At 64.7% G+C, this 15,705-nt stretch carries 16 protein-coding genes; 15 read left to right on the top strand and 1 reads right to left on the bottom strand.

Features of this window, described 5'->3' with window-relative positions; all coding sequences use genetic code 11:
- Positions 1-42: 42 nt before the first annotated feature.
- The 11 genes from LB535_RS04130 (at position 43) to LB535_RS04180 (ending at position 10,591) form a co-directional block, all read left to right on the top strand.
- Positions 43-1,050 carry an ABC transporter permease gene (locus LB535_RS04130; RefSeq protein ID WP_224631274.1) on the top strand — a complete coding sequence of 336 codons (1,008 nt, stop codon included), beginning with the start codon at positions 43-45 and terminating at the stop codon, positions 1,048-1,050.
- Positions 1,043-1,891, top strand: coding sequence for an ABC transporter permease (locus tag LB535_RS04135; protein WP_224631275.1), 849 nt, complete (start codon positions 1,043-1,045; stop codon positions 1,889-1,891). Before LB535_RS04130 ends, LB535_RS04135 begins: the two co-directional genes overlap by 8 nt.
- On the top strand, positions 1,888-2,766 hold the full coding sequence (locus LB535_RS04140; protein ID WP_224631276.1) for an ABC transporter ATP-binding protein: 879 nt from the start codon (positions 1,888-1,890) through the stop codon (positions 2,764-2,766). The genes LB535_RS04135 and LB535_RS04140 overlap by 4 nt, the downstream gene beginning before the upstream one ends.
- On the top strand, positions 2,759-3,583 hold the full coding sequence (locus LB535_RS04145) for an ATP-binding cassette domain-containing protein (RefSeq protein WP_224631277.1): 825 nt from the start codon (positions 2,759-2,761) through the stop codon (positions 3,581-3,583). Before LB535_RS04140 ends, LB535_RS04145 begins: the two co-directional genes overlap by 8 nt.
- Before the next feature lie 79 nt (positions 3,584-3,662).
- Complete coding sequence (locus tag LB535_RS04150; protein ID WP_224631278.1) at positions 3,663-4,262, top strand: VOC family protein; 600 nt, start codon at positions 3,663-3,665, stop codon at positions 4,260-4,262.
- Positions 4,263-4,454: 192 nt separating this feature from the next.
- Positions 4,455-6,749: a bifunctional salicylyl-CoA 5-hydroxylase/oxidoreductase gene (locus tag LB535_RS04155; protein WP_224631279.1), complete on the top strand. Its 2,295-nt coding sequence runs from the start codon at positions 4,455-4,457 to the stop codon at positions 6,747-6,749.
- Positions 6,746-7,519 carry an SDR family NAD(P)-dependent oxidoreductase gene (locus LB535_RS04160; RefSeq protein ID WP_224631280.1) on the top strand — a complete coding sequence of 258 codons (774 nt, stop codon included), beginning with the start codon at positions 6,746-6,748 and terminating at the stop codon, positions 7,517-7,519. The genes LB535_RS04155 and LB535_RS04160 overlap by 4 nt, the downstream gene beginning before the upstream one ends.
- Positions 7,513-7,977 (top strand): MarR family winged helix-turn-helix transcriptional regulator, encoded by a 465-nt coding sequence (locus tag LB535_RS04165; protein ID WP_140629264.1) that lies wholly within the window; start codon positions 7,513-7,515, stop codon positions 7,975-7,977. The genes LB535_RS04160 and LB535_RS04165 overlap by 7 nt, the downstream gene beginning before the upstream one ends.
- Positions 7,974-8,786, top strand: coding sequence for an enoyl-CoA hydratase family protein (locus LB535_RS04170; protein ID WP_224631281.1), 813 nt, complete (start codon positions 7,974-7,976; stop codon positions 8,784-8,786). The genes LB535_RS04165 and LB535_RS04170 overlap by 4 nt, the downstream gene beginning before the upstream one ends.
- A 231-nt stretch (positions 8,787-9,017) precedes the next feature.
- Positions 9,018-10,166, top strand: coding sequence for an acyl-CoA dehydrogenase family protein (locus tag LB535_RS04175; protein ID WP_224631282.1), 1,149 nt, complete (start codon positions 9,018-9,020; stop codon positions 10,164-10,166).
- A 29-nt stretch (positions 10,167-10,195) separates the two neighbouring features.
- Positions 10,196-10,591, top strand: coding sequence for a RidA family protein (locus LB535_RS04180; RefSeq protein WP_224631665.1), 396 nt, complete (start codon positions 10,196-10,198; stop codon positions 10,589-10,591).
- On the opposite strand, the gene LB535_RS04185 is transcribed toward LB535_RS04180, so the two are convergent.
- Complete coding sequence (locus tag LB535_RS04185; RefSeq protein WP_224631283.1) at positions 10,592-11,683, bottom strand: LLM class flavin-dependent oxidoreductase; 1,092 nt, start codon at positions 11,681-11,683, stop codon at positions 10,592-10,594.
- Between the two features lie 119 nt (positions 11,684-11,802).
- Here LB535_RS04185 and LB535_RS04190 point away from each other — a divergent pair, with 119 nt between their 5' ends.
- The 4 genes from LB535_RS04190 (at position 11,803) to LB535_RS04205 (ending at position 15,695) form a co-directional block, all read left to right on the top strand.
- Positions 11,803-12,573: an HpcH/HpaI aldolase family protein gene (locus tag LB535_RS04190; protein ID WP_224631284.1), complete on the top strand. Its 771-nt coding sequence runs from the start codon at positions 11,803-11,805 to the stop codon at positions 12,571-12,573.
- Positions 12,574-12,733: 160 nt separating this feature from the next.
- A complete protein-coding gene (locus LB535_RS04195; protein WP_224631285.1) occupies positions 12,734-13,933 on the top strand; it encodes a pyridoxal phosphate-dependent aminotransferase in 1,200 nt (399 codons plus the stop codon).
- Between the two features lie 73 nt (positions 13,934-14,006).
- Positions 14,007-14,804 (top strand): ABC transporter substrate-binding protein, encoded by a 798-nt coding sequence (locus LB535_RS04200; RefSeq protein ID WP_224631286.1) that lies wholly within the window; start codon positions 14,007-14,009, stop codon positions 14,802-14,804.
- A gap of 216 nt (positions 14,805-15,020) precedes the next feature.
- Positions 15,021-15,695, top strand: a complete 675-nt coding sequence (locus tag LB535_RS04205) for an amino acid ABC transporter permease (RefSeq protein ID WP_095766038.1) — start codon at positions 15,021-15,023, stop codon at positions 15,693-15,695.
- Positions 15,696-15,705: the final 10 nt, after the last annotated feature.

Consider the following 15,705-nt stretch of genomic DNA (forward strand, 5'->3'; position numbering starts at 1 on the left):
GTCCGCAAGACGGCGCGCATTTTCATCCAGGCATATGGGCGCATGCTGCTGCAAAGATTCCTCGTTCGTCTGCTGACGATGCTGGTGACGCTGTTCGGCGTCGCCGTCGTCGTTTTCGTCGTCATCCGCGTCGCGCCGGGCGATCCGATCGCGATGATGCTGCCGCCTGGCGCCAGCAATGACGACATTGCGCGGCTGCGCGCGCTCTATGGACTCGACAAGGGCATCGTGCAGCAATTCTTCATCTGGCTCGGCGGCGTGCTGCATGGCGATTTCGGCACCTCGATCTCGCTGCGTCAGGGTGTGCTCGGCCTCGTCTTCAACCGGCTGCCGGCTACGCTGGAGCTGGCGACCGTGGCGCTGCTGATGGCGATCGCGATCGGCACGACCGCCGCGATCCTCGGCGCGCGCTCACGCGGCACGGCGATAGAGGCCGGCATCGACATCGTGAGTGGCGCGACGCTCTCCATCCCCGATTTCCTCTGGGGTCTTGTGCTGATCCTGCTGTTCGGCGTGCTGGTGCCGGTGTTCGACATTTCGGGCCGGGTGTCGCCGCAGCTCGATCTGCCCTTCGCCACCCAGTTCTATCTGGCCGAGAGCATTCTCAGGCTGCGCTTCGATCTCACCTGGGACCTCATCAAGCACATGCTGATGCCGGCCGTGGCGCTGGGACTGCCGCTGGCGGCGATCATCGCCCAATTGCTCAAACAGTCGCTGAAGGAAGTGCTCGATCTCGACTATGTGGTGCTGGCGCGCGTGAAAGGTTTTTCGGAGACACAGGTGATCCTGCGCGAGGCGCTCAAGAACGCGGCGCTGCCGACGCTGACGCTGGTCGGCGTTCAGTTCACCTTCCTTATCGGCGGCACCGTCATCGTCGAGCGGCTGTTTTCCTATGAAGGCCTCGGCAATATGGCGATCGACGCGGTCATCAATCGCGACCTGCCGCTGATCCAGGGCATCGTGCTGGTATTCGCGCTGCTTTTCGTGCTGATCAACCTCGCCGTCGACATGATGTATGCGTTGCTCAATCCGAGGCTGCGCCATGGGTGAGGCGCGCATTGCCCGGCGCGGCTCGAGCCCCAGGCTGTGGCTAGCCGGCGGCTGGCTTCTATTGGCGCTGTTTGCCGCCGTCTTCGCGCCGCTGATCGCGCCGCAGGATCCGCTGGCGCAGGATCTGATGCTGGAGCGGCTGCCGCCCTTCTGGCTGGACGGCGCCGAGCCCGACTATTGGCTGGGCACCGACAGCCTGGGACGTGATCTGTTGTCGCGGCTGATCTTCGGCGGCCGCATCGCCTTCATCGTCGCCTTCGCGGCGGCGACGTCCGCCTGTATTCTCGGCTCGGCGCTGGGGTTGATCGCCGGCTATTTCGGCGGCTGGCCCGACCGCATCATCTCGCGCATCGTCGATGTGTGGATGGCCTTCCCGCCGGTGCTGTTCGCGATCCTGCTGGTGGCCGTGCTGGGCACCGGCCTGAGCTCCGTCATCCTCGCCATCGCGATCATCGACTGGACGCGCTTCTGCCGGGTGATCCGCGCCGAGGCGATGAGCCAGGCGCGCATGGATTATGTCGAGAGCGCGCGTATCGCCGGCTATGGCCGCATGGGCATCATGCTGCGCGAAGTGCTGCCCAATGTGCTGCCGTCGGTGGTGGCGCTGCTGTCGCTCGAAATGGGCATCGCCGTGATCGTCGAGGCGATCCTGTCCTTCGTCAATCTGTCGATCTCGACCGACGACCCGACCTGGGGCAGCATCATCGCCGAGGGGCGACTGTCGATCCACCAGGCTTGGTGGGTGCTGGTGTTCCCGCTCATCACGCTGATCCTCACCGTTCTTTCCTTCAGTCAGTTCGGCGAGGCGCTGAAGGCGCGCTTCGATCCGGTGCTGCGATGAGCGCGTGCCTCGACATTCGCGGCTTAAGCGCCGTGCTGCCCAACGGCCAGCGCGTGCTGCGCTCGGTGTCGCTTGCCGTGCAGCCGGGCGAGGTGCGCGCGCTGGTCGGCGAAAGTGGCGCCGGCAAGACGATGATCGGCAAGGCGGTGCTCGGCGTGCTGCCGAAAAGCGTGCGCATCGTCGAAGGCGAGATGCTGATCGAGGGCGAGGACCTCGGCCGCCTCGATGCCAAGGCGCGGCGGACCCTGATCGGCGCGCGAACGGCGCTGATCCCGCAGGATCCGCTCACCGCGCTCAACCCGTCGCGCCGCATCGGCCCGCAGATGACCGACCGGCTGGTGCGCATCCTCGGCTGGAGCGGCGAAAGGGCGGACCGGCGCATATGGCAGTTGCTCGACGAGGTGCAGATCCGCGATCCCGAGCGCGTGCTGAAGAGCTATCCGCATGAATTGTCCGGCGGTATGCGTCAGCGTGTGCTGATCGCGGCGGCTTTCGCGGCGGAGCCCCGATTGATTGTCGCGGACGAGCCGACGACGGCGCTGGACGTGACGGTGCAGAAACAAATCCTGCGGCTCATCGCGCAACTGCAGCGCGATCATGGCACGGCGATCCTGTTCGTCACCCATGACCTCGGCGTGGTTGCCAAGATCAGCCAGAAAGTGTCGGTGCTCTATGCCGGCAAGGTGGTCGAAGAGGCCGAGACCGAGGCGCTGTTTGCGGCACCGCAGCACCCCTATACGCGCGCGCTGATGGCGGCGACACCGCGCTACACCGACCCATACGCCTCGCTGAAGCCGGTGGACGAAAGCGTGCTTGCCGGATTGGCCGTAGAGATCGCCGCCGCCGACAAGGACTGGAGGTCCGGCCATGGTTGAGCCGCTGATTTCCGTGCGCGGGCTGAAGGTGGCGCTGCCCGACATGACGCGCAAGCCGATGATCGGCCGCGCGCCGCTGGCCGAAATCCTGAGAGGGCTCGACTTCGACCTGCCAAAGGGATCTGTCACCGGCATCGTCGGCGAGTCCGGCTCGGGCAAGTCGACGCTCGGTCGCGCGCTGGTCAGGCTGATCGAGCCTAGCGCGGGTTCCATCGGCTTCGAGGGGCGCGACATCAGCCGTCTTTCGGAAACCGAGCTGAGACCGCTGCGCCGCGACCTGCAGATGATCTTCCAGGATCCAATGTCATCGCTCAATCCGCGGCATACGATCTTCAACATCATCGCCGCACCCTTGCGGCAGAACGGGCTTGGCGGCAGGCTGAAGGAACGCGTCGCGGAAGCCCTGCAGCGCGTCGGCCTGCCGCAGAGTTTTGCCAGCCGCTACCGCCACGAATTGTCGGGCGGCCAGCGTCAGCGTGTCGGTATCGCACGAGCGCTCGCGCTGTCGCCGAAATTCGTGCTGGCCGACGAGATCGTCTCCGGCCTCGACGTCTCGACGCAGGCGCAGATCCTGACGCTGCTGGAAAAGCTGGCGGCCGAGATGGGGCTGACGGTGGCCTTCATCAGCCACGACTTGTCGGTGGTCCGGCGGCTTTGCCAGCAGGTCATCGTGATGCGCGAAGGCAGGATCGTCGAGGCCAGCGCCACGGACGCGCTGTTCGAGAACCCGAAGGAGACCTACACGCGCGACCTGCTCGCCGCCATTCCGCTGCCGGAAATCGACCCGGACTGGCTGCGGCCCAAGGCATCGGCATGACGTGAGTTTTTGATCCGCACGCCGACCAGCGGGCCTCGGATGTGCGCAAGGACAAGTCAGCCCGCCAACGGAGGGTGACATGAAATACGCAATACAGGCGGCGATCCTCGCGGCCTCTTTGTTCGGCGCAATGGGAGTGGCTTCCGCGGATTCGATCCCCGGCATGCGCGGGCACGACCACACCGGCATCACCGTGCCCGACATGAAGCAGGCCGTCGACTTCTTCACCAATGTCGTCGGCTGCAAGAAGGCGATGTCCTTCGGGCCGTTCGCGGACGACAAGGGTACCTTCATGCAGGATCTGCTTGGCGTCGATCCGAAGGCGGTGATCGAGGAGATCACCTTGGTGCGCTGCGGCTATGGATCGAACATCGAACTGTTCAAATACACGGCGCCCGACCAGAAGGATTTGACGCCGAAGAACAGCGATATCGGCGGCTTCCACATCGCCTTCTATGTCGACGACGTCGCCGCCGCGAAAACCTATCTCGAGGCCAAGGGCGTGAAGACCCGGATGGGGCCGCTGCCGGTGAAGGAAGGGCCGGCTGCAGGCCAGACCATCCTCTATTTCCAGGCGCCGTGGGGGCTGCAGCTCGAGGCGATCAGCTACCCCGAAGGGATGGCGTATGAAAAGGGCGCCGAGACGGTGCTGTGGAGCCCAAAGGATCCGACCAAGTGACTAACCAAACAGGCTGGCGTAGATCATTCAATTATAAAACTTTAAGCTTGAAATAATGGCCGGCCAGCGCGATACTGACAGTTGGGTCGCCGGCTTGCCGGCGTTCCCGATGCCTTAGAGCGTTTCATGCAATTCCGGACGGAAAACCGTTACGCGCTTTTCCTGGAATTGCCCTAGAGGAGATCGCAAGACATGAAGGTTGCGGTTCTCGGCGGCGGACCAGCCGGCCTCTATTTTGCCATCTCGCTCAAGCTGCGCGATGCCGCGCATGAGGTGACGGTCTATGAGCGCAACCGACCGGACGACACGTTCGGCTGGGGCGTGGTTTTGTCGGCGGAGACGCTGGAGAACCTGACCAGGAACGACCCGGTCAGCGCCGTCTGGATCAAGAAGCATTTCGCCTATTGGGACGACATCGCCGTCATTCATGACGGCGTGCGCACGGTGTCTTCAGGTCATGGCTTTTGCGGCATCGGCCGCAAGCGGCTCCTGATCCTCTTGCAGCGGCGCGCCCGCGAGCTCGGCATCAAGATGATGTTCGAGACCGATGTTTCCGACCCGAAACCCTTTATGGAAACGCATGACCTGGTGGTCGCCGCCGACGGGTTGAACTCGAAGTCACGCGCGGCCTTCGCCGATGTCTTCAAGCCGGACATCGACACCCGCAAATGCAAGTTCGTCTGGCTCGGCACCACGCAGAAATTCGACGATGCCTTCACCTTCATCTTCGAGAAGACGGAGCATGGCTGGGTATGGGCGCATGCCTACCAATTCGACAGCGAGACCGCGACCTTCATCGTCGAATGCAGCGAGCAAACCTGGCAAGCGTTCGGCTTCGGCCAGATGACGCAGCAGGAATCGATCGCGGTCTGCGAGCGCATCTTCGCAAAGCATCTCGGCGGCCATCCGCTGATGACCAACGCCAACCACATCCGCGGGTCCGCCTGGATCAACTTCCCGCGCGTGCTTTGCGAGCGCTGGTCGTACAAGAACCTGGCGCTGATGGGCGACGCTGCGGCTTCAGCCCATTTCTCGATCGGCTCCGGCACGAAGCTGGCGCTGGAGAGCGCGGCGGCGCTTGCCGACTATGTCGAGTCAGAGCCCGACCTCGAGGCGGCCTTCCGCAAATATGAGGATGCGCGGCGCACCGAGGTGCTGAAGCTGCAATCGGCGGCGCGCAATTCGTTGGAATGGTTCGAAGAAGTCGAACGATATCTTGGTTTAGATCCAGTTCAATTCAACTATTCGCTGCTCACCCGCTCGCAGCGCATCAGCCACGAGAACCTTCGGCTGCGCGATGCCGAATGGCTGGCGGGCGCCGAAGAATGGTTCCAGCGCAAGGCCGGCGCCGGCGGCAACAGCTTACGCCGCGCGCCGATGTTCGCGCCGTTCAAGCTGCGCGACATGACGCTCAGCAACCGCATCGTCGTCTCGCCGATGGCGCAGTACAAGGCCGTCGACGGCTGTCCGACCGACTGGCATTTTTCGCATTATGCCGAGCGCGCCAAGGGCGGCGCCGGCCTGCTCTATATCGAGATGACCTGCGTCAGCCCGGAAGGGCGCATCACGCCCGGATGCCCAGGCTTCTACAGACCGGAGCATGAGGTCGCCTGGAAGCGGCTGGTCGATTTCGTCCATGCCGAGACCGAAGCAAAGATCTGCGCCCAGATCGGCCATTCCGGCGCCAAGGGCTCGACCCGGGTGGGCTGGGAAGGAACCGACGTGCCACTGCCGGACGGCAACTGGCCGGTGATGGCGCCTTCGGCCGTGCCATGGTCGCCGAAGAACCAGGTGCCGAAGGCGATGGACCGCGCCGACATGGATCTGGTTCGCGACCAGTTCGTCGCCTCGGCCGAGATGGCCGAACGCTGCGGCTTCGACATGCTGGAGATCCATGCCGCGCATGGCTACCTGCTGTCGGCCTTCATCACGCCGCTGACCAACCGCCGCACCGACGACTATGGCGGCTCGCTGGAAAACCGCATGCGCTATCCGCTGGAAATCTTCCATGCGGTGCGCGCAGTGTGGCCGGCCGAGAAGCCGATCTCGATGCGCATCTCGGCCAATGACTGGGTGGGCATCGAAGGCGTCACGCCTTCGGATGCGGTCGAGATCGCGAAGATGCTGCACGAAGCCGGCGTCGACCTTTGCGACGTATCGGCCGGCCAGACCTCGATCGCCGCCAAGCCGGTCTATGGCCGCATGTTCCAGACGCCGTTTTCCGACCGCATCCGCAACGAGGTCGGCATGGCGACGATGGCGGTCGGCAATATCTACGAGCCCGACCACGCCAACTCGATCCTGATGGCCGGGCGCGCCGACCTGGTGGCGCTGGCAAGGCCGCATCTTGCCGATCCCTACTGGACGCTGCACGCGGCGGTGACGCTCGGCGACCGCGGCGTCAAATGGCCCGATCCCTATCTGCCGGGACGCGACCAGATCTACCGGCTGGCCGAGCGCGAAGCGGCTGCGGGGCTCAAAGTATGAGCGCCGTGCGCGAAATTGCCGGCAAGCACGCGCTGGTCACCGGCGGCGGCTCCGGCGTCGGCAAAGCCATTGCGCAAGCGCTGGCGGCAGAAGGTGTGGCCGTCACCATATGCGGGCGGCGCGAAGCGACGCTGGCTGAGGTTACAAAGGAAAACGACCGCATCTTTGCCGTCACCGCCGATGTCACGAACGAGGCCGCCATGGCGGACGTGTACCAGAAGGCGGAAGCCGCGCGCGGACCCTTCGACATCGTAGTGGCCAATGCCGGCATGGCGGGCAGCGTGGCGGCGCACAAGACCGCGCTGGCCGACTGGCAGCGCACGCTCGACGTCAATCTCACCGGCGCGTTCCTGACCGTGAAGCCGGCGCTCGCCGGAATGCTCTCGCGAAAGACAGGCCGGATCATTTTCATTGCCTCGACCGCAGGCCTCAAGGGTTATGCCTATGTCGCACCTTACGTCGCGGCCAAGCACGGCGTTGTCGGCCTGATGCGGGCCTTGGCTGCCGAGACCGCCAAATCCGGTGTCACCGTGAATGCCGTGTGCCCGGGCTTCGTCGAAACCGAGATGCTAGAGGAGTCCGTCCAGCGCATCGTGGAGAAGACCGGACGTTCCACCGACGAGGCGCGCGCGAGCCTTGCGGCGACGAACCCGCAGGGGCGGTTCATCCAGCCGGAAGAAGTCGCGGCGGCGGTGCTTTGGCTATGCAGCGACGCCGCGCGGTCGATCACCGGGCAGGCCATTTCGATCTCGGGAGGCGAGACATGGTAGCGGGACCGACTTCCGCCGGACCGGGCAAGGACAGGCTGCGGCTGTGGATACGCCTGCTGCGCGCCTCGCGCACCATCGAGGCGGAGCTGCGCGAGCGTTTGAAGAAGGAGTTCGACACCACGCTGCCGCGCTTCGACGTGATGGCGGCGCTCTACCGCTCGCCGGAAGGCATGCTGATGAGCGACCTGTCGCGCTTTCTGCTGGTGTCGAACGGCAATGTGACGGGCATCGTCGACCGACTGGTGTCCGAAGGGCTGGTGATGCGGGCGCGCCGCAACGGCGACCGCCGCACCTCGATGGTGCGGCTGACCGAGGAAGGCTCGAAGTCTTTCGCCGCGATCGCCGCCGCGCATGAGAATTGGGTCGGCGAGCTGCTCGGCAATGTCAGCGAGGACGAGGCGCGGCAGCTGACCGGCATGTTGAAATCGTTCCGCAGCAATTGGGAGGGACGCGAATGAGCGCCATGGCCAAGCTCAAGCCGAAGCATTTCCTCTGGCAGGTTGAAGGCAAGATCGCGAAGATCCGGCTCGACCGGCCGGAGCGCAAGAACCCGCTGACCTTCGACAGCTATGCCGAGCTGCGCGACACGTTTCGCGAACTCGTCTATGCCGACGACGTCGATGCCGTGGTGTTCCTGCCCAATGGCGGCAATTTCTGTTCGGGCGGCGATGTCCACGACATTATCGGGCCGCTGGTCAAGATGGACATGAAGGCGCTGCTCGCCTTCACGCGCATGACCGGCGACTTCGTCAAGGCGATGCTCAACTGCGGCAAGCCGATCATCGCGGCCGTCGACGGCGTCGCGGTCGGCGCCGGCGCGATCATCGCCATGGCCTCCGATATCCGCATCGCCACGCCGGAGGCAAAGACCGCCTTCCTGTTTACGCGCGTCGGCCTCGCCGGCTGCGACATGGGCGCCTGCGCGGTCCTGCCGCGCATCATTGGCCAGGGCCGCGCCGCCGAACTGCTCTACACCGGCCGCGACATGAGCGCCGCCGAAGGCGAGCGCTGGGGATTCTACAATCGGCTGATCGAGCCCTCGGCGCTGGAGGACGACGCGCTCGACATGGCGGCGCGCATCGTCTCCGGCCCAACCTTCGCGCATGGCATCACCAAGACGCAGCTCAACCAGGAATGGTCGATGGGCCTCGACCAGGCGATCGAGGCGGAAGCGCAGGCACAGGCGATCTGCATGCAGACCGGCGATTTCAAGCGGGCGTACAAGGCGTTCGCCGCGAAGGAAAAGCCGGTGTTCGAGGGGAGTTGAGGATGGGTGTGTTCTTGGAGAGGTTGGCGGGACAGCGCGCCCGTCTGGCCTGCCGGCCATCTCCCCCTCTAGGGGGGAGATCGAATGTCGCCCCCGCGTTCGCCAACCACCAACGCCGCAGGATTGAGCGGGACGCCAAAACTGCCAATCTCCCCCCTAGAGGGGGAGATGTCCGGCAGGACAGAGGGGGGCGCCGTAGAGCGCAACGCCCTAAGCACTGCGGAGGTGCAAATGCCTGACCGCACCTTCCTCTCGTGGCCCTTCTTCGAAGATCGCCACCGCCAACTCGCCGAGCGTCTCGAAGCCTGGTGCCAACAAAACCTTCCCGTCGGCCACCACGATGTCGACGCCGCCTGCCGCGATCTCGTGGCGATGCTCGGCCGCGACGGGTGGCTGAAGCCGACGGCGCTCGACCCGGCCAAACCCGGACCGCTCGATGTGCGCACGCTCTGCATCACGCGCGAGACGCTTGCCCGCCACGACGGACTCGCCGATTTCGCCTTCGCCATGCAGGGGCTGGGCACCGGCGCGATCACGCTGTTCGGCACGCCGGACCAGCAGCGCTGGCTGGAGAAGACGCGGGCCGGCCAAGCGATCTCCGCCTTTGCGCTCTCCGAGCCACGCTCGGGGTCGGATGTCGCCAATATGGAAATGACCGCTGTCCGCGAAGGCGGCGACTATCTGCTCTGCGGCGAAAAGACCTGGATCTCCAATGGCGGCATCGCCGACCTCTACGTGGTGTTCGCCCGCACCGGCGAGGCGCCCGGCGCCAAGGGGATTTCCGCTTTCGTCGTGCCGGCGGAGACGAAGGGGCTCAGCGTCGCCGAGCGGCTCGAGGTCATCGCCCCTCACCCTCTGGCGCGGCTCTCCTTCGATAATGTGCGCATTCCGGCTTCCGCGCTGATCGGCAAGCCGGGCGACGGTTTCCGCGTCGCCATGTCGGTGCTCGACGTGTTCCGCTCGACGGTCGGCGCGGCGGCCCTCGGCTTCGCGCGGCGCGCATTGGACGAAAGCATCAAACGCGCGACCGAGCGAAAACTGTTCGGCGCGCCGATGGCGGAGCTGCAGATGGTGCAGGGTCACCTCGCCGACATGGCGCTGGATGTGGACGCCGCTGCGCTCCTCATCTACCGCGCCGCATGGACCAAGGATATGGGCGCCACGCGGGTGACGCGCGAGGCCGCCATGGCCAAGCTCTTCGCCACCGACAAGGCGCAGGAGGTGATCGACAGGGCGGTGCAGTTGCATGGCGGCGACGGCGTGCGCAAGGGACACATCATCGAGAGCCTCTATCGCGAGATCCGGGCGCTGCGCATCTATGAGGGCGCCTCGGACGTGCAGAAGGTGGTCATCGCCAGGCAGGTGATGGGCGGGGCGTGACAACGAGTTTGAACCAGGGGGAACTGGACGTGCACACCATCCTGCAGCCGGAAGGCTGGGCCAAACCGATCGGCTACGCCAATGGTGTGGCCGCGCATGGCCGGCTCGTCTTTATCGGCGGCCAGGTCGGCTGGAATGCCGAATGCCGGTTCGAGACCGACGACTTCGTCGGCCAGGTGCGCCAGACGCTCGCCAACATCGTTGCCGTGCTCGCCGAAGCCGGCGGCGAGCCGCGGCACATCACCTCGATGACTTGGTACTTTACCGACAAGGCCGAATATGTCGGCAACCTCAAAGGCATCGGCGAGGTCTATCGCGACGTGATCGGCCGGCATTTTCCGGCGATGGCGGCGATGCAGGTGGTGGCGCTGGTCGAGGACCGTGCGAAGGTGGAGATTCAGGCGACGGCTGTTATCCCCGAGTAGTTACTCGCGAAGCCCGGCCTGCCGCAGCAGCGGCAGAACATGGTCGCAGAAATAGGGCAGTTCCTGGGTGTAGTTGACGAAGGACAATGCGATGCCCTGGTAGCCATGCCCGGCAATGGCGACCATATCGGCGGCAATCTTTTCAGGGGTTCCGATCAACGGATAAGTGCCGGCGCCGCCGGCAAAGCGCTGGCGGTAGCGGTCATAGGCGTGCGGGTCATGCGACTGGGAGAATTCCTTCTTGCCGGCCATATGGGCGTCGACGGCTTCGTGGTCGGCCATCGTGACGGCGTAGCGCGTGTAGTAGGCCTGCGCCTCTTCCACTGTCGGGCGGCAGACGACATGCGCAACCGTATAGACGCCGACATGGCGGCCCGCCTTGTCGGCGCGCTCACCGATGTCGGTGACATGCTTGCCGGCATCGTTCATCTCGGAAAAGGTCGTGAACAGAAAGTCGCATCTGGCAGCGGCGAAATCCCGGCCCGGGCCGCCGAAAGCGGCATTCATCGTCACCGGACGCGGAACCTGAAGACTGGCCGGCCGGCTCACCGCCTCCTTGAGCCGATAATAAGCGCCTTCGTAGTCGAGAGGCTCGCTCGATGCATAGAGCCGCTCGAGGATTTCAATCCATTCCGCCGCCTGGTCATAGCCCTTCTCGACCAACGGCGTGCCGAACATGCCGAATTCCTTCGGGTTCCAGCCGCAAACGATGTTGAGCCCGGCGCGGCCCTGGCTGATGTGGTCGACCGTCGCCAGCGCCTTGGCGGCGTAGAGTGGATGCACCAGCGGCACATGCACCGTCATGAACAGGCCGATCTGCTCGGTCACGGCCGCGAGCGCCGCCGCCCAGGTGAAGGTTTCGAAGGAGAATTCGCGGACCCTGTTGCGACCGCCGAAACCGCGCCAGCGCGCTATCGGCAGCATGAATTCGAGGCCGGCGCGGTCGGCTATCTGGGCGGCCGTCAGATTATCCCGCCAGCTTGCGGTCCAGCGTTCCGGCACGTCGGTGATGGCAAGCCCGCCATCGGCGTTGGTCGAGAAGACGCCGAGCTTCAGTCTGTTCGGGCCGTGCAGGGGATGGGCTTTGATCATCTTGGTAACTCGCGGCGGGACGCCACACGCTAGGCTGGCGTGAAAATATTTCAAGCCTGAAATAGCTTCGCCTCGCCGTCATTTGCGGGTATGCATTGGCAACTCAAAAAGGGGATGGCATGGAGTTCCGCCAGAAATGCATCGGCAAGACGAACCTCATCGGGTCATTCGCCGCCATTCCCCATCCGGTCGCCGTCGAGGTGATGGCGCTGTCCGGCCTCGATTTCCTATGCATCGACTGGGAGCACGCGCAGATCTCGCGCGACATGATCGAGGCCATGGTGCGGGCAGCCGACGTGCATCGCGTGCCGGCGATGGTCCGGGTTCCCGGCCATGCGCCGGAAGCCATTCAGGCGGCGCTGGACAGCGGCGCGCAAGGCGTGCTCGTGCCGCGCGTCTCGACGGCGGAGCAGGCCGCGATGGCGGTGAAGGCCTCGCGCTATCCACCGCAAGGCGCGCGCGGTGTCGGTCCCGGCCGGGCCGCGGGCTATGGCTATCGCATTCCCGAATATCTTGCCTCCGCCAACGACCGGACGATCGTCGCGGTCCAAGTCGAGACATCGGAGGGGCTGGCCAACATCGAAGCGATCGCGGCCGTCGACGGCATCGACGTGGTCTTCGTCGGCCCTGGCGATCTTTCGGTGTCGATCGACGCTGTCGGCCCGGCAGGCGCGGACAAGCTCTCCGAGGCGATCGGAACAATCATTCGCGTAACGATCGCACATGGCAGGACTGCCGGCATATTTTGCGCCAGCGCGCAGACCGTCACCCGATGGGCAGCCATCGGCGCGAGTTTCTTCGTGCTGGCCAGCGATACGATGTTTCTCGGCGCCGGCGCCGCGGCCAACGGCACCGCCGCCCGCGCCGAACTGGCGCAAGGAGCCGGCTAGGCGAAAGAGCATATCTGCAGGACACGGGGCCACCAAACTTTAAGCTTAAAACTTTCGCCTTGAAAAGCGCCGTACTTTGGATAGCATCAAGATCGCGACTGTCCGGCTGGAGGGGCTTTTCCGGTCCATCGCAGTGTTCCGGGTGAGAGGGGTTCGGTCCTTGTCGTTCATACTGCCCCATTCATCGTCCAGCGCGCGCTATGCCTTCGATGGCGTGCGTGCCCAGATTCGCGATCTGCACACCGAAAACATCGCCAACCTCGCGGTTCGCGCGCGGGAACTCGGCGATGTCATCGCGCTCTGGTACGGCGAAGGCGATATGGTGACGCCAGCCTTCATCCGCGACGCGGCGAAGGCCGCCTTCGACGAAGGCCTGACCTTCTACGTTCCCAACATGCGCGGGCACGGCCCGCTGAACGAGGCGCTTTCAGAGTACCAGACGCGCATCCACGGCCGCTCGATCCCGATCGCGCGGACCACGGTGACGCCGGGCGGCATGCAGGCGCTCTATCTGGCGCTGGAACTGCTGGTCGATGCCGGCACCAACGTCGTCTATGTCGCGCCGCAATGGCCCAACATCCACAACGCCATCCATCTGATCGGCGGCGAGCCGCGCCCGTTCTCGCTCGACTTCAAGGGCGACTGGCAACTCGATCTCGACCGATTGTTTGCAAGCTGCGATGCGCGCACCCGCGCGATCTTCCTGTCGACGCCGTCCAATCCGACCGGCTGGACCGCGACGCGCGAGGAGATGCAGGCGCTGCTCGACTTCAGCAGGCGCACCGGCATCTGGATCATCTCCGACGAGGTCTACGGCCGGCTCTATCTCGAGGGCGACGTCGCTCCTTCCATCCTGCAGATCGCCGAGGACGGCGACAGGGTGCTGTCGGTCAACAGTTTTTCGAAGGCTTGGGCGATGACCGGTTGGCGCATCGGCTGGCTGACCCATCCGTCGGGCGTTGCCGACCAGCTCGGCGCGATGACGCAATATGTCAACAGCGGCACCGCCGCGCCGATCCAGGCCGGCGCCGTCGCCGCCATCCGCCAGGGCGAGCCGCTGGTCGAGGAAATCAGGCAGCGGATCAGGATAGGCCTCGACCTCGCCTATGAGCGGCTGGCGCAAATCCCAGGCACCATCCTGCCGACCAAGCCGCGCGGCGGCATGTATGCGTTCTTCGCCCTGGAGGGCGAGAACGACGCGCGCCGCGCCTGCGCCCGCATTCTGGAGACGGCGCGGGTCGGGCTTGCGCCCGGTCACCTGTTCGGAAATTCGGCGGCGGCGTTCCTGCGCATGTGCGTGTGCCGCGACAGCAACCAGATAGAAACGGCACTTCAACGCATGACCGCCGCAATGAATTGACGCCCTGCCGGAAGCGGGGCGGCAAAAACCCGTGCGGGGAAAACCCGCCCGTTCAACAACAGAGGGAACAGAAATGAGCTTTACTCGTCGCAACCTGCTTCTCATGGCCGCCGCTATCGGCATCGCCGCCGGCCCCGCCACCGCTTACGCCGCGGATGTGCTCAATGTCGGCGCTTACCCGACCAATCCACCTTTCGAATACAAGAACGAGAGCGGCACCTTCGAGGGTTTCGAGGTCGACATCGTCAACGAGGCGGCCAAGCGCATCGGCATGACCACCGACATCGCCGATCTCGGGTTCCAGGCGCTGTTCGCCGCTACCACCTCCAAGCGCATCGACGTCGCCATCTCCTCGATCACCATCACGCAGGAGCGGCTGAAGTCGCAGTCCTTCACGCAGCCCTATTATGACTCCGACATGGGCATCGCCACCAAGGCCGACAGCCCGATCAGCACCGAGGCGGACCTCAAGGGCAAGGTCGTCGGCGTGCTTTCCGGTTCCACCGGTGAAACCTGGGTCAAGGACCATCAGCAGGCCGACGGCTTCAGCGACGTGAAGGGCTACGACACGCAGCAGAACCTGTTGCTCGACCTCAGCGCCGGCCGCGTCGATGCCGCCGTCAGCGATATCCCCGGCATGCAATATTCCTTCAAGAAGATGAAGGACCTCGTCGTCAAGCAGCGCATCAAGACCGGCGAGCAATACGGCCTGATGATGACCAAGGACCACCCGCTGCTCGGCAAGCTGAACGACGCGCTGACCGGGATGAAGAAGGACGGGACGCTGGCCGCGATCCACAAGAAGTGGTTCGACAGCGATGCTCCGGCAGACTCCTCCACGGTCAAGGAAATGCCGCTGCCCAAGGCCTGAGCGGCGACGAACGCAACAGGACGTGCCGGCGCGAGAGGCCGGCACGTCCGTTTTTTCACGGATGAGCCCTGCCATCGCCGAAGCCGGTGCGGCAAAATCGGTGTCGGCGCCTGGCTCTGGCGTCTGTCTCCTTGATTTGATGCAATTGCGGACGAAAAGCCGTTTCGCACTTTTCGTGGAATTGCTCTGGACGCAAAACGGTTCGGGAACGCTCCCATGTCGCTGATCGACACCTTCTTCAATCCCGGCGTTATTGCAGCCAGCCTGCCAGCGCTGCTGCGCGGCTTTCTCAACACGCTGCTGCTTGGGGTGATGAGCATCGTCATCGGCATCGCGGCGGGGCTGGCAATCAGCCTCGTGCGGCTCTATGCGCCGAAGCCGCTGCGGCTGCTCGCAGTCGGCTACACCGACATCTTTCGCGCTTTGCCGGTGCTGGTGGTTTTGATCCTGATCTACTACGCGCTGCCCTTCCTCGGCATACGCCTGTCGTCCTGGGCGTCCGCCGTGACGGCTTTCGCCATCATCATGTCGGCTTACTCGGCCGAGGTATTTCGCTCCGGCATCGAAAGCATTCCGCGCGGCCAGTTCGAGGCGGCGCAGGCGCTTGGCCTGCCGTTCATGCTGACCCTGCGCAAGGTCGTGCTGCCGCAGGCGATCCGCGTGGTCATCCCGCCGATGACCAGCAACTGCGTCTCGATGTTCAAGGACACCTCGCTCGCCTCGACCGTGGCGCTGCCGGAGCTGCTCAAGGAAGCGACCAATGCGCAGTCGCTCTACGCCAATCCCTCGCCGCTGATCGGCGCGGCGCTTGTCTACCTCATCTTCCTCTGGCCGATGGTGCGCCTCGTCAGCCTGCTCGAGCGCCGCTTCCAGACCGAGAAGACGCGCTGAACCCCGTCCA

Origin of the sequence: Mesorhizobium sp. CA10 (assembly GCF_020165285.1) — a bacterium.
Lineage (GTDB): Bacteria > Pseudomonadota > Alphaproteobacteria > Rhizobiales > Rhizobiaceae > Mesorhizobium.